At 70.2% G+C, this 21,463-nt stretch carries 21 protein-coding genes and 2 tRNA genes; 15 read left to right on the top strand and 8 right to left on the bottom strand.

Translation table 11 applies throughout. The annotated features are described in order from the left end of the window. The 3 genes from AC36XV_RS01510 to AC36XV_RS01500 all read left to right on the top strand — a co-directional run. On the top strand, positions 1–472 hold a 472-nt coding region (locus tag AC36XV_RS01510), incomplete at its 5' end, for a P-loop NTPase (protein WP_492201910.1). Beyond that, a complete protein-coding gene (locus tag AC36XV_RS01505) occupies positions 469–1,803 on the top strand; it encodes an MATE family efflux transporter (protein ID WP_492201912.1) in 1,335 nt (444 codons plus the stop codon). The genes AC36XV_RS01510 and AC36XV_RS01505, both read left to right, overlap by 4 nt. Positions 1,804–1,837: 34 nt before the next feature. Next, a complete protein-coding gene (locus AC36XV_RS01500) occupies positions 1,838–2,617 on the top strand; it encodes an SAM hydrolase/SAM-dependent halogenase family protein (protein ID WP_492201909.1) in 780 nt (259 codons plus the stop codon). Between the two features lie 12 nt (positions 2,618–2,629). On the opposite strand, the gene AC36XV_RS01495 is transcribed toward AC36XV_RS01500, so the two are convergent. The 4 genes from AC36XV_RS01495 to AC36XV_RS01480 all read right to left on the bottom strand — a co-directional run bounded on the left by AC36XV_RS01495 (position 2,630) and on the right by AC36XV_RS01480 (position 6,403). Further along, on the bottom strand, positions 2,630–3,502 hold the full coding sequence (locus AC36XV_RS01495) for a toast rack family protein (RefSeq protein ID WP_492201908.1): 873 nt from the start codon (positions 3,500–3,502) through the stop codon (positions 2,630–2,632). Further along, the gene (locus tag AC36XV_RS01490; RefSeq protein WP_492201907.1) at positions 3,495–5,054 is read right to left on the bottom strand and encodes a bactofilin family protein; all 1,560 of its coding nucleotides are present in this window, start codon (positions 5,052–5,054) and stop codon (positions 3,495–3,497) included. The genes AC36XV_RS01495 and AC36XV_RS01490 overlap by 8 nt, the downstream gene beginning before the upstream one ends. A gap of 65 nt (positions 5,055–5,119) precedes the next feature. Continuing rightward, positions 5,120–5,731: an anti-sigma factor gene (locus tag AC36XV_RS01485; protein ID WP_492201906.1), complete on the bottom strand. Its 612-nt coding sequence runs from the start codon at positions 5,729–5,731 to the stop codon at positions 5,120–5,122. A 66-nt stretch (positions 5,732–5,797) separates the two neighbouring features. After that, entirely contained in the window at positions 5,798–6,403 is a 606-nt protein-coding gene (locus tag AC36XV_RS01480; RefSeq protein ID WP_492201905.1) for an RNA polymerase sigma factor, read from the bottom strand. 138 nt (positions 6,404–6,541) lie between these two features. Between AC36XV_RS01480 and AC36XV_RS01475 the strand changes: the two genes are divergently transcribed. The 4 genes from AC36XV_RS01475 to AC36XV_RS01460 all read left to right on the top strand — a co-directional run bounded on the left by AC36XV_RS01475 (position 6,542) and on the right by AC36XV_RS01460 (position 10,079). Continuing rightward, positions 6,542–8,023 carry a menaquinone biosynthesis decarboxylase gene (locus AC36XV_RS01475; RefSeq protein WP_492201904.1) on the top strand — a complete coding sequence of 494 codons (1,482 nt, stop codon included), beginning with the start codon at positions 6,542–6,544 and terminating at the stop codon, positions 8,021–8,023. Further along, positions 8,020–8,895: a UbiA-like polyprenyltransferase gene (locus AC36XV_RS01470; protein WP_492201903.1), complete on the top strand. Its 876-nt coding sequence runs from the start codon at positions 8,020–8,022 to the stop codon at positions 8,893–8,895. Before AC36XV_RS01475 ends, AC36XV_RS01470 begins: the two co-directional genes overlap by 4 nt. 97 nt (positions 8,896–8,992) lie before the next feature. Further along, on the top strand, positions 8,993–9,592 hold the full coding sequence (locus AC36XV_RS01465; protein ID WP_492201902.1) for a UbiX family flavin prenyltransferase: 600 nt from the start codon (positions 8,993–8,995) through the stop codon (positions 9,590–9,592). After that, a complete protein-coding gene (locus AC36XV_RS01460) occupies positions 9,585–10,079 on the top strand; it encodes a metallophosphoesterase family protein (RefSeq protein WP_492201901.1) in 495 nt (164 codons plus the stop codon). Before AC36XV_RS01465 ends, AC36XV_RS01460 begins: the two co-directional genes overlap by 8 nt. Before the next feature lie 12 nt (positions 10,080–10,091). Here AC36XV_RS01460 and mutM read toward each other — a convergent pair whose 3' ends face one another. The 4 genes from mutM to AC36XV_RS01440 form a co-directional block, all read right to left on the bottom strand. Further along, a complete protein-coding gene (mutM, locus tag AC36XV_RS01455; RefSeq protein ID WP_492201900.1) occupies positions 10,092–10,919 on the bottom strand; it encodes a bifunctional DNA-formamidopyrimidine glycosylase/DNA-(apurinic or apyrimidinic site) lyase in 828 nt (275 codons plus the stop codon). A gap of 11 nt (positions 10,920–10,930) precedes the next feature. Then, positions 10,931–12,211, bottom strand: a complete 1,281-nt coding sequence (gene purD, locus AC36XV_RS01450; RefSeq protein WP_492201899.1) for a phosphoribosylamine--glycine ligase — start codon at positions 12,209–12,211, stop codon at positions 10,931–10,933. Between the two features lie 75 nt (positions 12,212–12,286). Next, on the bottom strand, positions 12,287–13,321 hold the full coding sequence (locus tag AC36XV_RS01445; protein ID WP_492201898.1) for a M48 family metallopeptidase: 1,035 nt from the start codon (positions 13,319–13,321) through the stop codon (positions 12,287–12,289). Between the two features lie 37 nt (positions 13,322–13,358). Next, a complete protein-coding gene (locus tag AC36XV_RS01440) occupies positions 13,359–14,546 on the bottom strand; it encodes a cystathionine gamma-synthase (RefSeq protein WP_492201897.1) in 1,188 nt (395 codons plus the stop codon). A gap of 112 nt (positions 14,547–14,658) precedes the next feature. Here AC36XV_RS01440 and AC36XV_RS01435 point away from each other — a divergent pair, with 112 nt between their 5' ends. From AC36XV_RS01435 to AC36XV_RS01400, 8 genes are all read left to right on the top strand, one after another. Then, positions 14,659–15,156, top strand: coding sequence for a transposase (locus tag AC36XV_RS01435; protein WP_492201896.1), 498 nt, complete (start codon positions 14,659–14,661; stop codon positions 15,154–15,156). A 90-nt stretch (positions 15,157–15,246) separates the two neighbouring features. Next, entirely contained in the window at positions 15,247–16,644 is a 1,398-nt protein-coding gene (gene glmM, locus AC36XV_RS01430; RefSeq protein ID WP_492201895.1) for a phosphoglucosamine mutase, read from the top strand. Between the two features lie 3 nt (positions 16,645–16,647). Continuing rightward, the gene (gene glmS / locus AC36XV_RS01425; protein ID WP_492201894.1) at positions 16,648–18,504 is read left to right on the top strand and encodes a glutamine--fructose-6-phosphate transaminase (isomerizing); all 1,857 of its coding nucleotides are present in this window, start codon (positions 16,648–16,650) and stop codon (positions 18,502–18,504) included. Positions 18,505–18,604: 100 nt separating this feature from the next. Then, positions 18,605–19,447, top strand: a complete 843-nt coding sequence (locus AC36XV_RS01420) for a hypothetical protein (protein ID WP_492201893.1) — start codon at positions 18,605–18,607, stop codon at positions 19,445–19,447. Then, positions 19,444–20,904, top strand: coding sequence for a cysteine--tRNA ligase (gene cysS / locus AC36XV_RS01415; protein ID WP_492201892.1), 1,461 nt, complete (start codon positions 19,444–19,446; stop codon positions 20,902–20,904). The genes AC36XV_RS01420 and cysS overlap by 4 nt, the downstream gene beginning before the upstream one ends. 73 nt (positions 20,905–20,977) lie before the next feature. Continuing rightward, positions 20,978–21,050 (top strand) — tRNA-Thr (locus tag AC36XV_RS01410). A gap of 102 nt (positions 21,051–21,152) precedes the next feature. After that, positions 21,153–21,235: transfer RNA gene (locus AC36XV_RS01405), tRNA-Tyr, on the top strand. Positions 21,236–21,337: 102 nt separating this feature from the next. Next, positions 21,338–21,463: GTP-binding protein (locus AC36XV_RS01400; protein ID WP_492201911.1), on the top strand; the 126-nt coding region annotated here is incomplete at its 3' end.

The following is a 21,463-nucleotide window of genomic DNA, read 5'->3' as shown; positions in this document are numbered from 1 at the left end:
GCACCAGGTCGTGTGGGGCGAGCTGGACTACCTGGTGGTCGATCTGCCGCCCGGCACGGGGGATGCGCAGCTGTCGCTCGTCCAGCTGGTCAAGGTCGATGGGGCCGTCATGGTCACGACGCCGCAGGACGTCTCCGTGGCGGGCGTGCTGAAGGGCATCCGCATGTTCGAGAGCGTGGACGTGCCGGTGCTGGGCGTGGTGGAGAACATGCGCGGCTTCGTGTGTCCCGACTGCGGCTCCACGCACGACCTGTTCGGTTCCGGAGGCGGCGAAGGCCTCGCCGGATCTCTCGGCCTGCCGTTCCTCGGGGCCGTGCCTCTCGGGCTCGCGGTGCGCCAGGAGGGTGACCGGGGCGTGCCCACGGTGGTGGGGCGTCCGGATTCACCCGAGGGTCGGGCGCTCCGGGAGATCGCGGAAGTCGTGGAGTCCCGGGTCGGAGCTCCCGCGGACGGGGACGCCCCGGTCTCCTGAGCGCCGGGCCCCGGGTCGATCCCACGGCCGGCTCCGTCCGGCGGGCGGTTCTCCGTCTGGCGGGACCGGCCGTCGGGGCCACCCTCCTGCAGGGCCTGTTCAACGTCGTCGACACGTTCTGGGTGGGACGGGGCCTGGGCCCGACCGCCCTCGCCGGGGTGAGCACCGCCGGCTTCACCGTATGGGTGCTGCTCTCCATGGCCGAGCTGCCGGCGGTCGGCCTCACCGCGGTGGCCAGCCGGCGGTTCGGAGAGGGCCGGCCGCGCGACGCGGCGGCCTCGGTCTACCAGGCCTTCTGGCTCGGTCTCGGCCTGTCCGTTCTTCTGGGTGCCGCCGGGCTCCTGTGCCTTTCGCCGCTGTTCGCTCTGATGGCGACGCCCGGGGAGGTCACGGTGCAGGGCGCCGGCTACCTGGCCGTGTATCTGGCCGGGGCGCCCGTGGTGTTCAGCTACTTCGTCATGGATGCCGCCTTCCGATCCGCCGGCGACACCCGCACGCCCCTCGTCCTGCTCGCCGTCTCGCTCGGCCTCAACACGATTCTCGACCCGCTGCTCATTCTGGGTCTCGGTCCGTTCCCGAAGATGGGGATCCAGGGAGCCGCGGTCGCCACCGTGCTCACCCGCTCGATCGGCTGCCTGGTCGGTTATCGATGGCTGGTCCGGCGGGGGCTGATCGTCCGTGCGGCGCCGCGACCGCGTCCGGTGCTCCGGATGGGCGCCATCGGTCTGCCGGTGGCCGCCGGAGGGGCGCTGTTCTCCTTCGTGTACATCGTCCTCACGCGCTTCACGGCGGAGTTCGGAACCGCGGCCCTGGCGGCGCTCGGGGTGGGGCACAAGGTGGAGTCGCTCAGCTACATGGTGTGCATCGGGTTCGGGCTGGCGGCCGCGACCGCGGTGGGACAGAATCTCGGGGCGGGATCGAAGGAGCGGGCCGTGCAGTCGGGGCGGGTGGCGACCGGGTACGCGCTCGCCCTCACGGGGCTCCTGGGCCTGGCGTTTCTGCTCGTTCCCGGGCTGTTGATGGGGGTGTTCACTTCGGATCCCGCCGTGATCGCCGCGGGCTCGAGTTATCTCCGCATCGTGGCCGTGGCCCAGCTGTTCATGGCCCTGGAGATCGTGCTCGAGATGGCGATGGAGGGCGCCGGCTACTCGCTCATCCCGTGGATTCCGTCCAGCGTCCTGACGCTGCTCCGCCTGCCGCTGGCCCCGGTGCTCAGCCGGCCGCTCGGACTGGCCGGGATCTGGTGGACGATCAGTGTCACGGCGGTGGGGCGGGGCATCGCGGCCGCGTGGATCTGGAGGCGGCGGCACTGGGTGGAGCGCGAGGTGTGAACGTCGGACGAGATTCGGACCACGGAGGAACCGGATGGCGATCGTGACCCTGATCACGGACTTCGCGACGCGGGACGGGTACGTCGGGGAGATGAAGGGGGTGCTGCTTCGCCGGGCCCCGGACGCCGTCCCGGTGGATGTGACGCACGAGGTGGAGCCGGGCGACGTGGAGCACGCGGCGTGGGTGCTGGGCCGGATCTGGGAGCGCTTTCCACCCGGAACGGTCCACCTCGTGGTCGTGGATCCGGGTGTCGGGGGGCAGCGGCGCGCCGTGGCCGTAGAGCACGCGAGTCGGTGGTTCGTCGGTCCGGACAACGGACTGATCAGCTTCGGCGTCCCGCCCGGGTCGGGCGATGCGTACGCGCTGGATGCGGAGTCCATGGGTCTCGAGCCGGAGAGCGTCACGTTCCACGGCCGGGACCTGTTCGCCCCCGCGGCCGCCTGGCTGGCCGGGGGAGGGGACCCGGGGCGACTCGGAGACGCCATCGAGGCTTCGGAGCTGGTCCGGCTGGATCTCCCCGTCCCGGAGCGCGTGGGGCCTTCCATTCGCGGCCGCGTCCTTCACGTGGACCGGTTCGGAAACCTGATCACGAACGTACCGGGAAGCTGGGTGTCTCCGACGGCCCTCGTCGAGCTGGGAGGTGAGGAGATCTCGGGCCTCCGGTCTCACTACGCGGCCGTCGGCGAGGGGGAGCTCCTGGCTCTCGTCGGCTCGGGCGGAATGCTGGAGGTCAGCGTTCGAAACGGAAGCGCCGCGGTCCGGCTCGGGGCCGGCCGCGGCGCTTCGGTGGGCATTCGCACACACCGGGACTGACGGGTCCGGGGGTCAGGGTGCCCGGCGGACCTCGATGCTTCCAAGGGCGGCCCGGAGTCGGATCTCGAGGCGGTGCGTGGCGGTGTCCCAGTTGGGAGACTGCCAGCCCCCATCCACCCGCTCGAAGCCGGGAGCGTCCAGGTCGGCCAGAAAGCCTCTCTTGGTGAGCCGAACCCCGAGCGCCTCCGGCACGACGAGCTTGAGCGATCCGAGTCCCATCTCGAGGCTCGCGGTGGCGCTCGACGACCACTCCCCGGTGAAGTCGAGCTCCACCTCGCCCACGCCGCCCTTGAAGTCCAGCTCCTGGAAGCGCGCGTTGCCGAGACCCGAGGCGACGAACCGGGCCGCTCCGGCCTTGAGCTCCAGCCGTTCCATGGCGGCCGGATTCGGAGAGCCCACGCGCAGCTCGGTCTCCGAGGCGCCCGTCTCGTAGACGAGCCCGGTGATCGGAATGCCGCCCAGGTCCACGTCGCTGAGCGCCGCGCCGACCCGGAGCCGCAGGTCCGTGGGGACTTCCGAGCTGAGGCCGAGCTCCAGGTAGCCGTGCTCGTCCTCGTCGAGGTCGAAGTCCATGTCTCCATCCTCGCCGAGACCTTCGAAGTCGATCTCGAGCCGCCCGACGTCCCCGTCGACCGTCCAGGAGCGCTCCGGGCGCAGCCGCGCCGCGTCGTATCGGAGCCGCGTATCGTACAGGAGTCCGGATTCCGCCGGCGCGATCCTCAGCTCGCCGGCCACGTACTCCACGTCCACCGTCACCGCGCGGACCCCGTCCGCCTGACGCCGCGCCCGGACCTCCGTCCAATCGGCCTCCTGGGCGGCGAGCGGGGCCGCCCAGCTCAACAGCCCGGCCAGAAGGATCGCCGATCGGGTCGTCACGCTACGCACTGGCCTCTCCTTCCGGTTCGCTGTCGAACGACCCGGAGGTGGAGAACAGATCGTCGAAGTCGGCCGCTCCGCGAGCCCGCCGTCCGCCCGCTCTCGAGATCAGCATCGCGCCGAACCCGGTCGTCAGGGCGGCCCACGTCAGGAGTCCGGCCGCGAAGAACATCAGGCCGCGGACGAACCCGAGCATGCCGCCGAGCAGGTACAGCGCCGACCCGATGGCGAAAGGGGCGAGGAGGAAGAGCAACCCGTTGAACACGTAGTGGTACGAGGTGGCCCGCCGCAGGTTGAAGCGATCCATCCACTTGAAGGGCTGGTCCGCGGCCGCCTCGCCCACCGCGTGGGCGACGGCCAGGTAGCCCGCGGGGATCGCCAGCGCCACGGCGAGGACGAACACCGGGATCACCAGCCAGGTCACGATGCCGACCACCAGCACCAGGAGAGCCGGAAGCACCAGAAGCTGGCCGGCCAGACCGATGCCGAACGACCGGGCCGTGTCGGTGCGCACGACCTCGGCGACGACCTCGAGCCGCGAGCGGAAGAAGTACACCACGATGAACCCGAGGAACGCCAGCGCCAGGAGCCAGACGATCGACGCCATGATGCCGCTGATGGCATGGCCGATGTTGTGCCCTATCGATCCGAAGAAGCCGCGCTCTCCGGAGCGCACGTTCACGTGCACCGGAATGTCGACCTCCGCGGCGAGGTCGGTCGCGATCTCGCCTCGCACGAGTCCCTCCAGATCGCCGGCCAGCAGCGATACGATCTCGCCGGTCACCGTGCCTCCGGCATCGAGGAACTCGCCTCCGACCTGCAGGACATCGCCCTCGATCCGTGCCGACGGGCCCAGCTCGAGTGAGCCGTCCAGCAGGAGCACGTCTCCGTCGACCGTTCCCTCGAGGTCGAGCTCGCCCGAGAGGACCGCCACGTTGCCCGCCACGCGCTGATCGGCGCCGATCGTGTAATCATCGTGCACCAGCAGCGCCAGGTTTTCCTCGAGGTTCCCGACCTGGCCGCCGAGGATCTCGAGCTGCTGGCTCATCAGCTCCGCCCGCCGGGTGAGCTCCGCGATCGATGAGACGGTGCCCGGGGCGATGGCCATCGGGCTGCCCTGCGGAGCGTTCGACGCCGCTTCCTGCACCGCGTCGCCGGCTTCCCCTGCGGCGGCTGCGGCCGTCCGGTTCGATCCCTCCGCCAGCCGGTCGAACAGGGCCTCCAGCTCGGAGGCCGAAGCCGATTCGGCATCGCCGCTGGACGCCGGCTCCCATTCCGCCAGCCGTGTCGTCAGGCCGGCGTCCTCGAACAGGGCGGGACTGGTCAGAAGCGAACGCCAGGAGCGTTCCAGGCTTCCGCCCGGCTCGTAGGCGCCGCTGACCTGGCCGTCGACGATCAGTTCTCCGTCGCGCAGCGTGACGACGCGCGTTCCTCCATCCGCCAGCTCCAGCTCCAGGGTCGCCGCTCCCGCCGTCAGCGATACCTCGCTGCCGGTCACGGTCTCCTGGGCCTCGAGCCCCGGTCCGGCCGGCCACAGAAGGGCTGCGGCCAGGACTGTCATCCACCCACGTCGCATCGTTCTCGAGCTCCTGATTCGCACGTGATTCTCTTCTCCGGTCCCGCGCTTCAGCCGCCGTTCGGGCGAGCGGAGGGGGACATGGTCATGAGGGACAGAAAGATCCGCAGAGCGCCGAGGCCGACGACCGTGAGGGTCGCCACCACGGCGAAGGCCGTGCCGAGCGTCAGCTGCCCGAACGCACCGGCGGCCGCCTCGAGGACTCCCGAACCGTACACGAAGCGGCCCGCCATCATGACGCCGCTCCACAGGACCTCTGTGGCACGCTGGACGAGAAAGGCCGCGACCGTCACCGGAGTCAGCTCCGGATAGCTCGCGATCCACGCCAGGCCCGCGACGACCGCCGCCGTGACCCCCGCCAGGGCGCCCGCCGTGGCCAACCGGTGTGTCCGGATGGCCTGCCTCGCCCGCACCCTCCACGGCACCGGCAGCCGCACCCGCCGCATCACCCGGTCGGAGAAGCCGATGGCGGGCGCCAGCACGGCGAGCGCCTGAAGCGTCTCGTGCAGGGCCCTCAGCTCCTCCACCTCTCGGCGGCACCGCGCGCACTCGGAGGCGTGCGCGGAAGCCCGGGCCGGAAGACGTCGCTGGCTCGTGATGGCCAGAGACTCCAGCTCCTCGGCTCGCAGGTGCTTTCGGATTTCGCGGTTTTCTGCGTTCATTCTACGGTTCACTCCTTCGTTCCCCTCGCTCTACGCGGTCCGGCGCGCGGGAGTTTCACCCTCGGGTCAGTCCGGCGCCGCTCCGCCGTGCACGTCCTCGAGCATCTCCCGCAACTCCCGTCGGGCACGGAAGATGTACGTCTTCACCGTGCCGAGCGGCACGTCCATGATCTCGGCGATCTCCTCGTATGGACGGTCCTCGACGTGCCGGAGAAGGATCGCGGTGCGGTAGTCGGGCCGGAGGCGGGCGATCGCCTCTTCGAGCGTCCCGGCCAGCTCGCGCGCCTCCACGACGTCCTCGGGGCTCTCCTCCTCGGACTCGAGGGTCAGCGACGTGGCTTCCTGGCGATCCGGGGTCACCGCGTCCGGCGAGCCGTGCATGGAGATCGTCTTCACCCGCTTCTTCCGCAGATGGTCGACGGTGAGGTTGTACGCGATCTTGAACAGCCAGGACGAGAACTTGTACGAGCGGTCGTAGCGGCCGAGGTTGTTGAAGGTGCGTACGAAGACCTCCTGCGTGAGGTCCTCCGCCAGCTCGCGGTCCCGCACCATCCGGTACACGAGCGAGAACACGGGGCGCTCGAACCTCTCCACGAGCTCGCGGGCGGCGCGCTCGTCGCTCTTGAGGCACAGGCGGACCAGCTCCTGGTCGCTGCGCTCTCCGTAGCTCAACCGACTTCTCCGTCTATGGGCCGCCCCTGCGTTGCTGATCCGTTTGGCCCGCCATAACGTGGGCGCAAGCTAGAGTCCGGCGGTCCGACCGGACAACGGCTGGCGCTGCCGGCCACCAACCGTTTTCCGGGACGACGCATGCCCTTCGAAGACCTGAGCGAGTTCGCATCCGCCCTCGAGCGAGCCGGAGAGCTCGTCCGTATCACGCGGCCCGTCCGCGTCGAGCTGGAGATCACGGAGATCGCCGACCGGTGCATGAAGAGCCCGGGAGGCGGCCCGGCCCTGTGGTTCGAGAGGCCCGTCCTGCCGGACGGATCGGAATCGCGCGTCCCGCTCATGATCAACATGTTCGGCAGCGAACGTCGCATGGCGATGGCGCTCGGCGTGGAGCGGCTCGAGGACGTCTCCGACCGCATACGCGACCTGCTGGAGATGAAGCCGCCCGGCGGCCTCAAGGAGAAGCTCCTCCTCATCCCGCATCTGGCCGAATTCGCCCGCTTTCCGCCGAAGCGCGCCCGGGGGAGACCGCCCTGCCAGCACACGGTGCTCCGGGGCGACGAGGTGAACCTCGAGAGCCTGCCGCACCTGCTCTGCTGGCCGGAGGACGGGGGCCGGTACATCACGCTGCCGCAGGTGATCTCCCGGGACCCCGACACCGGGCGGCGGAACGTGGGCATGTATCGCATCCAGGTCCTCGGACGCGACCGTCTCGCCATGCACTGGCAGCGCCACAAGAGCGGGGCGGCGCACTGGCGGGAGATGGCCGAGCGAGGCGAGCGCATGCCGGTGTGCATCGCCCTCGGCGGGGACCCGGCGTGCGTCTACTCCGGCAGCGCGCCCCTGCCGCCGAACATCGACGAGTACCTGTTCGCGGGATTCCTCCGCCGGACGCCGGTTTCGCTGGCCGAAGCGGTCACCAGCGACCTCGAGGTGCCGGCGGACGCCGACATCGTGATCGAGGGGTGGATCGATCCGTCGGAGGACCTGGTCACCGAGGGCCCGTTCGGCGATCACACCGGGTTCTACTCGGAGGCCGACCTCTACCCGGCCGTCCACGTCGAAGCGATCACCATGCGGGAGAAGCCGGTGTATCCGGCCACCATCGTCGGCCGGCCTCCGATGGAGGACTTCTGGCTCGGGTATGCCACCGAGCGGATCTTCCTGCCCCTGCTGCAGATGACGTCGCCCGAGGTGGTGGACTACCACATGCCGCCGGAGGGCATCTTCCACAACCTCGTCTTCGTGTCGATCCGCAAGGACTATCCGGGCCAGGCGTACAAGGTGATGCAGGGGCTGTGGGGGCAGGGCCTGATGTCGCTGGCCAAGGTCATCGTGGTGGTCGACGACTGGGTGGACGTCCGGAACGTGCCGGAGGCGTGGTGGGTGGCGCTCAACAACATCGATCCGGAGCGCGACGTGATGTTCACTCGCGGGCCGATCGACGTGCTGGATCACGCCTCCCGATCGTTCACCTTCGGGTCCAAGATGGGCATCGACGGGACGAGGAAGTGGCCGGAAGAAGGGTTCGACCGGAACTGGCCCGAGGTGATCGAGATGGACCCGGCCGTGCGCGCCGCGGTGGACGCCCTGTGGCCCGACCTGGGGATCGAGCTTCCTTGAGCGCAGCCCCGTCGCGGGCCCTCCGCTACGCCCGCTTCGTCAAGCTCGAGCACACCGGGTTCGCGCTTCCGTTCGCCCTCGTCGGGGCGATCCTCGCTTCCTACCGCTACCCCGTCACCCCCGGGCACATCGTGTGGATCGTGGTGGCGTTCACGGCGGCCCGGTTCGCGGCCATGGCGTTCAACCGGGTCGTCGACCGGGAGTTCGACGCCCGCAACCCGCGCACCGCGGGCCGGGAGATCCCGAGCGGGGCCATCTCCGTCCGGGAGGCGAAGGTCTCCGTGGTCGTGGCCTCGCTCGTGTTCATCGCGGCGGCCGGCATGCTGAACCCTCTGTGCCTCGCCCTCTCCCCGGTGGCCCTCGCCGCGGTGCTGGGATACAGCTACGCGAAGCGCTTCACCTCCGCGACGCACCTCATCCTCGGGCTGGCCGACGGCATAGCGCCAGCGGCCGGATACCTGGCCATCGCCGGAGAGTGGAGCGATCCGTGGCTGCTGCTGCCGATTCTCACCCTCGCGGTGGGGCTGTGGATCGGCGGTTTCGACATCCTCTACTCGCTGCAGGACGTGGAGACCGACCGCCGGCTCGGCCTCCATTCCATCCCGGCCCGGTACGGGGTCCGCTGGGCCCGCTGGTCGGCGGCGGCGTTCCACGCCGGTACCGTCGTGTGCCTGCTGGCCGTCCCGATCCTGCTTCCCGAGCTCGGGGCGGGATACATGGCGGCGCTCCTCGTCACCACCGCCCTTCTGGGAGTGGAGCACGGCCTGGTGGATCCCGGAGCCCCCGAGTCGATTCACCACGCCTTCTTCACCATCAACGTGTGGATCGCGTCCGCATTCGCCCTTCTGGTACTGCTCGACCGTATACTGTAGGCCGTAGAACGCCGGCGGCGCCGCGGCCGCGGCGCCGCGAATCGGCGGAAGCCTGACGCCGGAGCCACTGGACACCGAGGACACGGAGGCCGGGAGCATGAGCGGAAAGCGCTGGATCGTGGGGGTCACCGGAGCGTCGGGGGCGCCCTACGGCGTGCGTCTGCTCCGTGCCCTCGTGGAGCTGGGTGTGCCCGCGGACGTGATCGTGTCGGATCACGGCTGGCGACTCTTCGCCCACGAAACGGGGGTCCGGGACCAGGCGGAGCTCCTGGAGCGCATCGGAGGGCCGGGTGAGCTCCGCTTCTACGACAACGGCGATCGGGGGGCGAGACCGGCCTCGGGATCGGCCCGGTACGCCGGGCTCGTGCTGTGTCCCTGCTCGATGGGCACGCTCTCGGCGATCGCTCACGGCAACTCCCGCAGCCTGGTGGAGCGGGCGGCCGACGTGACCCTCAAGGAGCGCCGGAAGCTGATCGCCGTGGTGCGCGAGACGCCGCTCTCGGCGATTCACCTGGAGAACCTGCTGGCCCTGGCCCGTCTCGGGGGCGTGATCCTGCCGGCCTCGCCGGGGTTCTACCACGAGCCCGCCGGGGTGGACGATCTCGTGGACTTCGTGGTCGCCCGGGTCCTCGATCACATGGAGGTGGAGCACGCGATCGGGTACCGCTGGACCGGCGAAGAGGAAGCGGGTGCCTGACGCGCGGGTGGGCCTCGTCAGCGACACCCACGGCTGGCTGCGGCCGGAGCTGTTCCGGGCGCTCGATGGGGTGGACCGGGTGGTCCACGCGGGAGACGTGGAGGACCCTGAGCACCTCCGGGACCTCGAGGCCATCGCTCCTCTCACCGCGGTGGCCGGGAACGTGGACGGGCCCGGGGTCCGATCCGTGGCCCCCGAGCAGGCATCGATCGTGGTGGCCGGGGTCCGCTTGGCGGTGATCCACGGCCACCAGGTGCACCCCGACTACGAGCGCCTCGTCCGGCGCTTCCCGGACGCCCGGGTCATCGTCCACGGACACACGCACGTCCCGCGCTCCCTCGAGGTCGGCGACGTCCTCCTGGTGAATCCCGGGGCCGCGGGTCGTGCGCAGAAGGGTCATCGGCCGAGCGTGGCGATCCTGGAGATCTCCGGCGGCCGGGTGGCCGTGCGGTACGTGACGCTGGATGCCGGGTCCGGATCGGACTGACGGTCTTCCCGGTCAGGCCTGGCAGCGAGGGCAGTAGTACGTGCTGCGCCCGGCCTGCACGATCCGCTCGATCGCATGGCCGCAGCGGCGGCAGGGCTCCCCTTCGCGGCCGTACACCCGCAGCCGGGTCTGGAACGTGCCGGACCGTCCGTTCACCGCCCGGTAGAGGCTGAACGTCGTCCCGGCGTCGTCGATGGCTTCCCGGAGGACCGCCCGCACCGCGCGGTGCAGTCTCCGAACTTCCGAGACATCCAGGCCCCGGCCGGGCCGGCGCGGATCGACCGCGGCACGGAAGAGCGCCTCGGACGCGTAGATGTTCCCCACGCCGGCGAGGCGACGCTGGTCCAGCAGGGCGTTCTTCACCGGTGCCCGCGTATCCGCCAGCGCCTCCCCGAGGTGGGCGGCGCGGAAGCTCCGGTCGAGCGGCTCAGGGCCGAGGCGAGCCGCTTCCTCCTTCCAGCGTTCGCCGCTCAGGAAGCGGAAGCCGCCGAGCCTGCGCATGTCGTCGTAGAACAGCGTCCGGCCATCGTCGAGGGCCAGGTGGGCCGCGACGTGCCGGAACTCGGTCGGGTCGGGTGGATCCACCGACAGGACGAAGCGGCCGCTCATGCGGAGCTGGACCTGGAGGACGGCGGCCCCGTCCAGGTGAAACAGGAGGTACTTGCCGCGACGGCCGACCGCTTCGATGCGCCGTCCGACGACCTGTCCCGGCAGGGAGTCGGCGTCGGAGGGGGGCAGCACGATGTCCGCGTGGACGAGCCGGACATCGGTCACGGTGCGGCCGGTGATCTCCGGCTCCAGGTCGCGGCGGATCGTCTCGACTTCCGGAAGTTCCGGCATTCGCGCGTCCGTCAGGAACCGGAGAGAGAGATCTCCGAGTGGCCGATGTCGGAACGCCAGGCCGCGCCCTCGAAGCGAATGCGGGCCGCCGCCTCCCGACTTCGAGCCGCGGCTTCCGCGAGGTCCGCGCCGAGGCCGGTGACCCCCACGACCCGTCCGCCGGCCGTGACCAGTTGCCCGTCCCGCAGCGCGGTGCCCGCGTGATACACCCGGACCTCGCTCGAATCGAGATCCTCCGGGAGCTCCATCGGCACCCCCTTCGGGTACGGCCCCGGATACCCGTCGCTCACCACGACCGTGACCAGGGCGGCCCCGGGGACCCGGTCCGCGGACCAGCCCTCGGCGCTCTCGCCTCTCGCGATCGCCGCCATCGGCTCGATCAGCGAGGCACCCGTCAGCGGCAGCACGACCTGCGCCTCGGGGTCGCCGAGCCGGCAGTTGAACTCGACCACCTTGGGGCCATCCGGCGTGAGCATCAGACCGGCGTACAGGAACCCGCGGTACGGACAGCCTCTCTCCGCCAGCCCCTCGAGAATGGGGACGGCCACCTCGGCCCGGACCCGCTCCACCAGCTCCGGCGTCCCATCGGCCACCGGCGCGTACGCCCCCATCCCTCCGGTGTTCGGCCCGCGGTCTCCCTCGTACCGGCGCTTGTGGTCGCGCGAGGTCACCAGCGGGAGCGCGTTCTCGCCGTCGCAAAGGAAGAAGACGGACAGCTCCTCGCCCGGCATGAACTCCTCGATCACCACCTCGCGGCCCGCTTCGCCGAACCGGTCTTCGAGCAGCATCTCGCGAAGCGCCGAGAGCGCGAGCTCGCGCGACGGGGCCACGATGGCTCCCTTGCCGGCCGCCAGCCCCGAGGCCTTCACGACGATCGGCGGCTCGAGCCCGGAGACGAATCGCGCTGCGCCGTCGAAGTCCGTGAAGATCTCGAACCCGGCCGTGGGCACGCTGCAGTCGCGCATGAGCTGCTTCGAGAAGGCCTTGGAGGACTCGATGCGAGCCGCCGCGGCCGAGGGCCCGAACAGCGGGAGACCTTCCGCCTCGAACACTTCCGCGATGCCGTCGGCGAGCGGCTGCTCCGGTCCCACCACCGTCAGGTCGACGGACCGCTCGGCCGCGAACGCGGCCAGTCCGGTGAGATCCGAGGCGGGAATGGGGACGTTGGTGGCCGGCCCTTCGGTGCCGGGGTTACCGGGCGCCACGTAGATCGAGGCACCGGGATCGTCCCGCCGCAGCTTCACGGCGATGGCGTGTTCCCGGCCCCCGCTTCCGACGATCAGGATGTTCATGCGGACAGGATGTCACCGGGTGCGGCGGGCCGCCACCCGGGGCGGTCGGCCACCCCGGGGAGGCGACCGCCCCGGTCAGCTCTTCTTGCCGCCGCGCCAGGCATCGGTGAACCGCGTCTTGAGCCGGTCCACCGTGGCGTCGATCTCGTCGAAGATCTCGTGCGCCGCGTCGGTGTAGCCCTGCATCGCCTCGGCGAGGTCCTCGCGGTACGAACGCGTATCCTCTTCCGAGCGCCGCGCGTATTCGCCCCGCAGGATCTGCTCGTAGGCCCCGCTGTCGATCCAGTCCCGGAGCTCCGCCACCCGCACCACCGAGAAGGGGTGCGTGGCCCCGATCGCGTTGAGGACCTTGTACACGGAGTCGAGCAGGTCTCCGCCCTCGCGGTACTCCTCCGACTGGGCGATGAACTCGTCGAGGTCCAGGGTCTCGCCCCGGGTGCCCCCCGCCAGCTTCATCAGGCTGCTCATCACGACCTGCTCGTCCTGCACGCCGAGCAGCGCCGCCCGGTCACAGGACAGCTCCGACTTGCGGTACCACTCGAGCAGGGCCCACAGAATCGGCAGGAGGGCCAGCCCGGCGATCGGGTACCGGAACACGGCGAGACGCATGATGAGCAGGAGAAGCGTGCGATAGAGCACGTGCCCGCTCAGGATGTGTCCGACCTCGTGGGCCAGCACCGCCTCGACCTCGTCGTGATCGAGCACCTCGAGCATCGACGAGTTCAGGACGATGAACGGCTCGCTCATCCCCACCGCGCCGGCGTTGACCACCGGGGTCTGCGAGACGTAGACCTCCGGCACCGTCTCCAGGTCGAGCACCTCGCACACCCGCAGGGTGCGCTCGTGGATCCACGGATACTGCTTCTCCGAGACGCGGACCGCGTTGGCCTTGAAGGCCAGACGAATGGCCCTCTCCCCGAACATCCCGAAGATCTTGCGGAGGGCGAGATCGAAGCCGGGCACCTTGCGGAGCGCGTTGAGCGCCGCCCGGTCGGCCGGGTGCTCCCAGGCCCGGGAGCTGATCTCCGTGAGGATGCGGCGCTGGAATCCGCCTCCGCCGGACGTCACGTCCTGTCTGCCGCCGTTCTGGTCCATGCCGTTCTCATCCATATCGTCGCTCCGTGCGTCGGGAGGGGTTCGTTTCGCTTCAATCGGTACGCGGGGCGCCGCCCCGCGGTTTCACGCCGGCCAGCGCCCGGTCGAGATCGGCGACGAGATCCTCGACGTCCTCGACCCCGACCGAGAGTCGCACGAGGCCGTCGGTGAGTCCCATGGCCCGTCGGCGCTCCTCCGGCACCGAGGCGTGCGTCATGCGCGCCGGGACCGAGATGAGGCTCTCGACGCCGCCGAGGCTCTCCGCCAGCGAGAAGACCCGGGTGCCCGAGGCCAGCGCCTCGGCCCGCTCGGCCGTGCCCATGTCGAGGGTGATCATACCCCCGAAATCGCGCATCTGGCGGCGGGCCAGCTCGTGCTGCGGGTGCGACACCAGGCCGGGATAGAGCACCCGATCCACGACCGGGTGGGCATCGAGGTGGTCGGCGACCGCCCGCGCGTTCGCGCAGTGCGCCTCCATCCGGAGGTGCAGCGTCTTGGTCGCCCGGAGCACCAGCCAGCAATCGAGCGGGCCCGGCACGGCGCCGGTGGCCATCTGCTGGTACCGCAGACGCTCGGCCTGCTCGTCCGAGCGCACCACGACGGCGCCGCCGATCACGTCGCTGTGCCCGTTGAGGTACTTCGTCGTCGAGTGCACCACGACGTCGGCTCCGAGCTCCAGGGGGCGTTGCAGGTACGGGGTGGCGAAGGTGTTGTCCACCACGAGCAGGGCGCCCGCCGACCGGGCCAGCTCCGCCCCGAGCGCCAGGTCGGTGATCCGCATGAGCGGGTTCGTGGGCGTCTCCAGGAAGACCAGGCGGGTGTCCGGCCCGATGGCCGCTTCGAGCGCCTCCGGATCCGAGGTGTTGACGTAATCGAACCGGACTCCGTAGCGCTCCCAGAACCGGAACAGCCGCTCACTTCCCCCGTACAGGTTGTCACCGCATACGACCCGGTCGCCCGCCGCCAGATTCGCCTTCAGGATCGCCTCGATCGCGGCGAGGCCGGACGCGAAGGCCATTCCGTGCGACCCTCCCTCGAGCGCCGCCAGGTTCCCCTCGAGCGCGGTCCGGGTCGGATTGGTGACCCGGGCGTACTCGTGCCCGCCCCGGGGCCGGGCCACACCGTCCTGCACGTACGTGGAGGTGAGAAACAGGGGCGTCATGATCGCTCCCGTCACCGGGTCCGGCGCCTGGCCCGCGTGCACCGCCCGCGTGCCGAACCCGCGTTCTTCTGACTCCATGCAACGGCCTCCGTGGGTTTCTGGGATCAGGAACGCCCCAACATACGGGGCGCCGTCGCGGCCGTCGAACCGGTTGAGCGGGAGATGAGCGGCAGACCGTATCCCTCCTCTCATGGATTCGATCGACGTCGTACCGGGCCGGGCCGCGCATCGTCTCTACTGCCACTTCGTGTGGCCCACCCTGGGCCGCATCCCCCTCATTTCGCCCGACGTCGCGGCGGTCGTGGAGCGCCACGTGATCACGCTGTGTCGACGCCTGGACGCCGAGCCGGTGTGCGTGCGGGCCTTTTCGGACCGCCTGCACCTCCTGCTGCGGATGAAACCCGGTCATGCGCCAGGAACACTGGCCTCCCGGCTGAAGGGGGGCTCCGAGGCCGCACTTCAGTCGTCCGGTCACACGTTGCGCTGGGGCCGCGGATACGCCGCCGCGACCGTCTCGGGCTCCGAGGTGCGCGCCGTGATGCGCCGGATTCACCGGCTGGCCGACCACCCCCTGTCCGGAAGCCCGCCAGGCCGGTCGCATCCCCGAGGCCGGAGGTCGGCGTGGGTCGATCGTCGCCGTGGCGGCGCACCCGCCGACTTCGTTGACGCCCATCCGCCGGAGCGGTAAGCTTTTCGCCCTGCGGCCCACCCTTTGCAGACCCACCTGCGGGAACGTGCCGACTAGCGGTGCACATCCTTGTCACGGGCGGAAGAAGACTTGACAGAACAGGCTCCCTTCATCGTATCGGCTTCCGGAATCCGGGGGGTCGTGGGGTCCACCATGACGCCGGAGGTCGCGGCGCGTTACGGCGCCGCCTTCGGGCGGGTATTGAGGGAACGCTCTCCGTCCGGAGATCGGAACGCCTACGTCATCGTCGGGCGCGACTCGCGGACTTCGGGGGAGCTCCTCACCGGAGCCGCTGCGGCGGGACTCCGGGCCGCCGGCGTGTCGGTGAGGGACGCCGGGATCGCTCCGACGCCGACCCTTCTCCTGGCCGTCCGCGACGACGCGCGTGCGATCGGCGGCCTGGTGCTCACCGCGTCGCACAATCCGATTCAGTGGAACGGGCTGAAGCTGGCGACCTCGGACGGCGGCTTCGTCAGCCCCGAAACGGGGCGCGAGGTGCAGCGGCGGTTCGAGGAGGGCCCGCAGCTGGCGGACTGGAGCGAGCTGGGCGGCGGCGGAACGCTGGATGGCGTGGCGGAGCGCCACATCGCCCGCATCCTCGCGTTGCCGATCCTGGACCCGGACGCGGTGCGCCGGCGCGCGCCCGTCGTGGCCCTCGACTGCGTGCACGGAGCCGGGGGAGCCGTCCTTCCGGAGCTGCTCGATCGACTGGGTTGCCGGGTGACCGGGATCGGCCTCGAGACCGATGGACTGTTTCCGCGGGATCCGGAGCCGGTGCCGGCCAACCTCGGTGAGCTGTGCGACCGGGTGCGCTCCACGGGGGCCGAGATCGGAATGGCGGTGGACCCCGATGGCGACCGCCTCGCTCTGGTCGACGGTTCCGGGACCCCGGTGGGAGAAGACTGGACCCTCGCCCTCGCGGCCGAGTACCTGCTGGGGCGCACCAGGGGACCCGTGGTGACGAATCTGTCGTCCAGCCGGTCCATACAGGATGTCGCCGAGCGCGCGCAGGTCCCGTTCCACCGATCGCCGGTGGGGGAGGCGCGCGTGGCGGCGAAGATGCGCGAGGTCGGGGCCGTGGTGGGCGGTGAGGGCAACGGCGGAGTGATGCTGCCCGATCTCAATCTGACGCGCGACGCGGCCATCGCCGCCGCGCTGGTGCTGAGCCTGCTCGCCGAGCGGGACTCCACGCTCGAGGAGATCATGGACGGGCGCACGCGCTACCACGTGGTGAAGCGGAAGGTCGAGAGAGCGGGCCAGGACCTGACCGCCCTGTACGGCCGTCTGCGGCGGGCGGTCCCCGGAGGCGCGATCGAAAATACCGAGGACGGGTTGCACCTAGAGTGGCCGGGAGCCCGCGAGTGGCTGCACGTCCGCCCGTCCGGGACGGAGCCCATCCTGCGGATCATCGCGGAAGCCCCGGACGCCGACCGGGCCGCCGATCTGGCCGACCTGGCGGGGCGCAGCCTGATCGAGGGAGCGACCTGACCGATGTGCGGAATCGTAGGCTACGTCGGTCCGCGCGCGGCACAGCCGCTGATCCTGGAAGGGCTCCGCCGCCTCGAGTACCGGGGCTACGACTCGGCCGGAATCGCGACCGTCCACGACGGGGCGCTGGAGATTCGCAAGGCGGCGGGGAAGATCTTCGAGCTGGAGCGCCGCCTCGAGGAGGCGCCGCTCTCCGGGTCCACCGGGATCGGCCACACCCGCTGGGCGACCCACGGCGCTCCGACCACGGCCAACGCGCACCCGCACACCGGAACGGACGGGCGCATCGCCCTCGTCCACAACGGGATCATCGAGAACCACGCGGTCCTGCGCGCCAAGCTCGAGCAGCTCGGTCGCCGGTTTCGATCGGAGACCGACACCGAGGTGCTGTGTCACCTGATCGAGCATCTGTTCGAGGGCAACCTCGAGGAAGCGGTGGCGGAGGCGCTGTCGCACGTCGAGGGCGCGTACGGGATCGCCGTGGTCCACGCCGACGACCCCGGGAAGGTCGTGGTGGCCCGCATGGGATCGCCTCTGCTGATCGGGGTGGGCGAGAACGGCGAGCGGGAGATGTTCGCCGCCTCCGACGTGGCGGCCATCGTGCGTCACACCCGGAAGGTCGTCTATCTGGACGAAGGCGAGCTCGCCGTGCTCAATCCGGACGGCTACTCGCTCCTCGACATCTCCGACGTCCGGCACGGCGCCGATCCGCGGCGGGTCGACCGGGAGGCGAGCCGGGTCGACTGGGACCTCGCCCAGATCGAGCGGGGCGGCTACGAGCATTTCATGCTGAAGGAGATCTTCGAGCAGCCGGACACGATCCGTGACGCCATGCGCGGCCGGCTGCTGGAGGAGGAGGGGACCGCAAAGCTGGGCGGCCTGCTTCCGCTCGAAGACGTGCTCGACGGGGTGCGACGCATCGTGATCACGGCGTGCGGCACCAGCTGGCACGCGGCGCTCGTCGGCGAATACATGATCGAGGAGTACGCGCGGATTCCGGTGGAGGTCGAGTACGCGTCGGAGTTCCGGTACCGGCGCCCGATCCTCACCGAAGGCACGCTGGTGATCGCGATCTCCCAGTCCGGCGAGACCGCGGACACGCTTGCGGCCATGCGGGAGGCGCGGTCGCGCGGCGCGCCGATCATGGGGATCGTCAACGTGGTCGGCTCGACGATCGCCCGAGAGACGGACGGCGGCGTCTACATCCACTCCGGGCCCGAGATCGGGGTCGCCTCGACCAAGGCGTTCACCGGTCAGCTGACCGTGCTGGCCCTGTTCGCCCTCTACCTGGCCCGAAGGCGCGGGATGTCGGTGCTCGAGGGCCGCGAGATGGTCGCGGCCCTGAACGGGCTGCCGGACCTCGCCCGGCTCGCGCTCGAGCAGTCCGACGCCGTCGAGAGCCTGGCGCGGGCGTACGCCGAGCACGCGAACTTCCTCTACCTGGGCCGCGGATACAACTTCCCGGTCGCCCTCGAAGGCGCGCTCAAGCTGAAGGAGATCAGCTACATCCACGCCGAAGGGTATCCGGCCGCCGAGATGAAGCACGGCCCGATCGCGCTGATCGACCGGAACATGCCGGTCGTGTTCATCGCTCCCTCCGACTCGGTGTACCACAAGGTGGTCAGCAACATCGAGGAGGTGAAGGCGCGGGGGGGCAGGGTGATGGCGATCGTGTCCGACGGCAACGACGACCTGGCCGAGAAGGTGGACCACATCATCCGCGTCCCGGCCACGATCGAGATGCTGCAACCGCTCCTCACGGTGATCCCGCTGCAGCTTCTCGCGTACCACATCGCCGTCCTCCGGGGGTGCGACGTCGACCAGCCCCGCAACCTCGCGAAGAGCGTGACGGTCGAGTAGCTCCGGGGTATCGCGCTTCGGCAGGTCGGCATAGCTTGGCGCGCCGCGAGAGGCCCTGCGAACACCCCGGAAGAAGAGCAAGACGGATATGCGACATACGGTGAGATCGGCGGTCGACCGGCGGGTCCGACTCGGCGCTTCCGGGGCGCGGTTCGTCCGGTGCCGTCGCGCCGTCGCCCTCCTCGTCGCCGTCGCCCTCCTCGCGGCGCCCCGGGCCGCGATCGCTCAATACACGCTCGAGGCGTCGAACGGGGATACCCTGAGCTTCGATGCGCAGACCCTTCGGACCATGATGGACACGGCGCGCGCCCTGTGGAACGACCTGGAGACCGACCCCAACGTCCTGTACTACACTCCGGGCCCCAACCTGGCCCCCCGCCAGCCCGTGCGGGAGAACGACCCCGGCGCCGCCTACCCGTGGAACGCCGTGACCGTGATGAGTGACTCGACCATCGACGTCCTGAGTCTTCCGGCCAACCTGCGCGAGGCGGATCGGGCCTACTACAACTATGCCGTTCAGCGTATGCGGGTGGTGCGCGGCGCCGACCCGGACGTCCCGTGCGATTCCATCCTGGCGCTCGAGGAGAGGGTCGTGGACTCGTTCATCGACGGCTGGATCGTCTCCCGTACGCTGTACGGCGGGCCAGCCTTCGGTCCGCTCGACGAGCTGGTGTTCGCTCGCCGGGACGGACTGATTCGACCTCTGCTGGCCAGCCAGAGAGACCCCCAGGTGGGGGCGTGCGCGGGCCAGTGGGCCGAGGAGAACCCGGACCGGATGCGCGCATACGAGGCGTGGAGGAAGGAGCGGTTCCCGACGCCCCTCGAGAGCGGGGAGGAGGGGGCGCCGCCGGACTCCGTGGCGCCGGTGATCGCGCCCGCCGATTCCGCCGCGCCGCCCGCCGAGACCACCGGTACGCCACGGCCGGAGAGCTCGCGACGATGACGCTGCGCCTGTTCGACACGCGCGCCCGTCGCGTTGAGGCCTTCGAGCCCCTCGAGTCCGGGCACGTCCGGATGTACACCTGCGGGCCGACCGTCTACGACCGCGCCCACATCGGCAACTTCCGGGCGTTCACCTGGGAGGACCTGCTGCGTCGCTACCTCGTGTGGCGGGGATATCGCGTCACCCAGGTGATGAACCTGACCGACGTCGATGACCGGACGATCCAGGCGGCGGTCGACCGGGGCGTAGGGCTGGAGGACGTGACGGCCCCGGTGGTCGAGGCCTTCTTCGAGGATTGGGAGACGCTGGGCCTGCAGCCCGTGGAGCACAATCCGCGCGCCACGGAGCACGTTCCCCAGATGATCGAGCTGATCCGCCGGCTCGAGGAACGGGGCCTGACGTACGAGAAGGACGGCTCGGTCTATTTCGCCATCGACCGGTTCCCCGGGTACGGTCGCATGGCCAACATCGATCCGGAGAGCCTGCGGGGCGGAGGACGGGTCGAGGGCGACGAGAACTACTCGAAGGAGAACCCGCGGGACTTCGTGCTCTGGAAGGGAGGCGACCGTGGCCACGAGGGTGAGGTGGCCGTGTGGGAGTCTCCGTGGGGGCCGGGGCGGCCCGGCTGGCACCTCGAGTGCTCGGCCATGGCGATGGAGTATCTCGGAGAGACGCTCGACATTCACACGGGAGGCGTGGACAACGTCTTTCCGCACCACGTGAACGAGATCGCCCAGTCGGAGGGCGCCACCGGAAAGCCCTTCGCGCGCTTCTGGCTGCACGCGGAGCACCTGCTGGCCGAGGGCGAGAAGATGTCCAAGTCGCTGGGCAATTTCTATACGCTCGAGTCCCTGCTGGAGCGGGGCTACCGTCCGTCCGCCATCCGATACCTCCTGCTCAGCGCCCATTACCGCTCCCAGTTGAACTTCACCCTCGAGGGTCTGAAGGACGCCGATCGCGCGGTGGCCCGGCTGTACGAGCTGAAACGGCGGCTGGCGGAGACGGATCCGGACCCCGCGGCCACCTCCGGCGACCCGTCGACGCGCACCGCGATCGGCATCGCGGACCGGTGGAAGGAGGACTTCACGGCGGCGCTCGACGACGATCTGAACGCCAGCGACGCGCTCGGCGCGACCTTCACGATGGTCCGGGAGGCGAACGCCGCGCTGGACCGGTCGGAGGGCCTGTCCCACGAAGGACTCGCGGCGCTTCGGGCGGCGCTCGACGACTTCGACGCCGTGTTCGGGGTTCTGTCCCTTCGGCAGCGGGAGGAGACGGAGGGATCGGCCGAGCTCGAGGCGTGGGTGGAGGAGCGGATCGAGGCTCGGGCGGAGGCCCGGGCGGCCCGCGACTTCGCCGCCGCCGATGGGATTCGCGACGAGCTCCTCGAACGGGGGATCGCGCTGGAGGACGGACCCTCGGGAACCCGCTGGAAGCGGCTCTCCCGGGCCGACTGAGCCGCGCCCGCCGTCGGCCGTCCGGCTCGGTTGACGGATCCTTCATCCGCCCATATGTTGGCGGTCTGATTTCGCTGACGTAGCTCAACCGGTAGAGCACCGGATTTGTAATCCGGAGGTTGTGGGTTCGAGTCCCACCGTCAGCTCAGTGACGCGTTCGCCGGGGTCGCCCCAGGCAGGCCTAACCGGAGAGACGACGTTCCCAACGGCCCTTGAATCGGGATCTCCCGCGAGGGCCGTATGATTGGGGTGGGGTACCGAAGCGGCCAAACGGAGCAGACTGTAAATCTGCCGGCGAATGCCTACGGAGGTTCGAATCCTCCCCCCACCATCGGTGGCATCCGGGGATACCGGCACGACGGCGACACCCAGAGAGAACAGAGCAGGATTGAACGGCACGGCAGCCCGCCGCGCATAACAGGAGAACGGCAGGATGGCGAAGCAGAAGTTCGAGCGGACGAAGCCGCACGTGAACGTGGGAACGATCGGTCACGTGGACCACGGGAAGACGACGCTGACGGCGGCGATCACGGAGGTACAGGCGGCGAAGGGTCTGGCG

This window comes from Candidatus Benthicola sp. (assembly GCF_058719085.1).
This window is presented reverse-complemented; position numbering and strand designations above follow the sequence as displayed.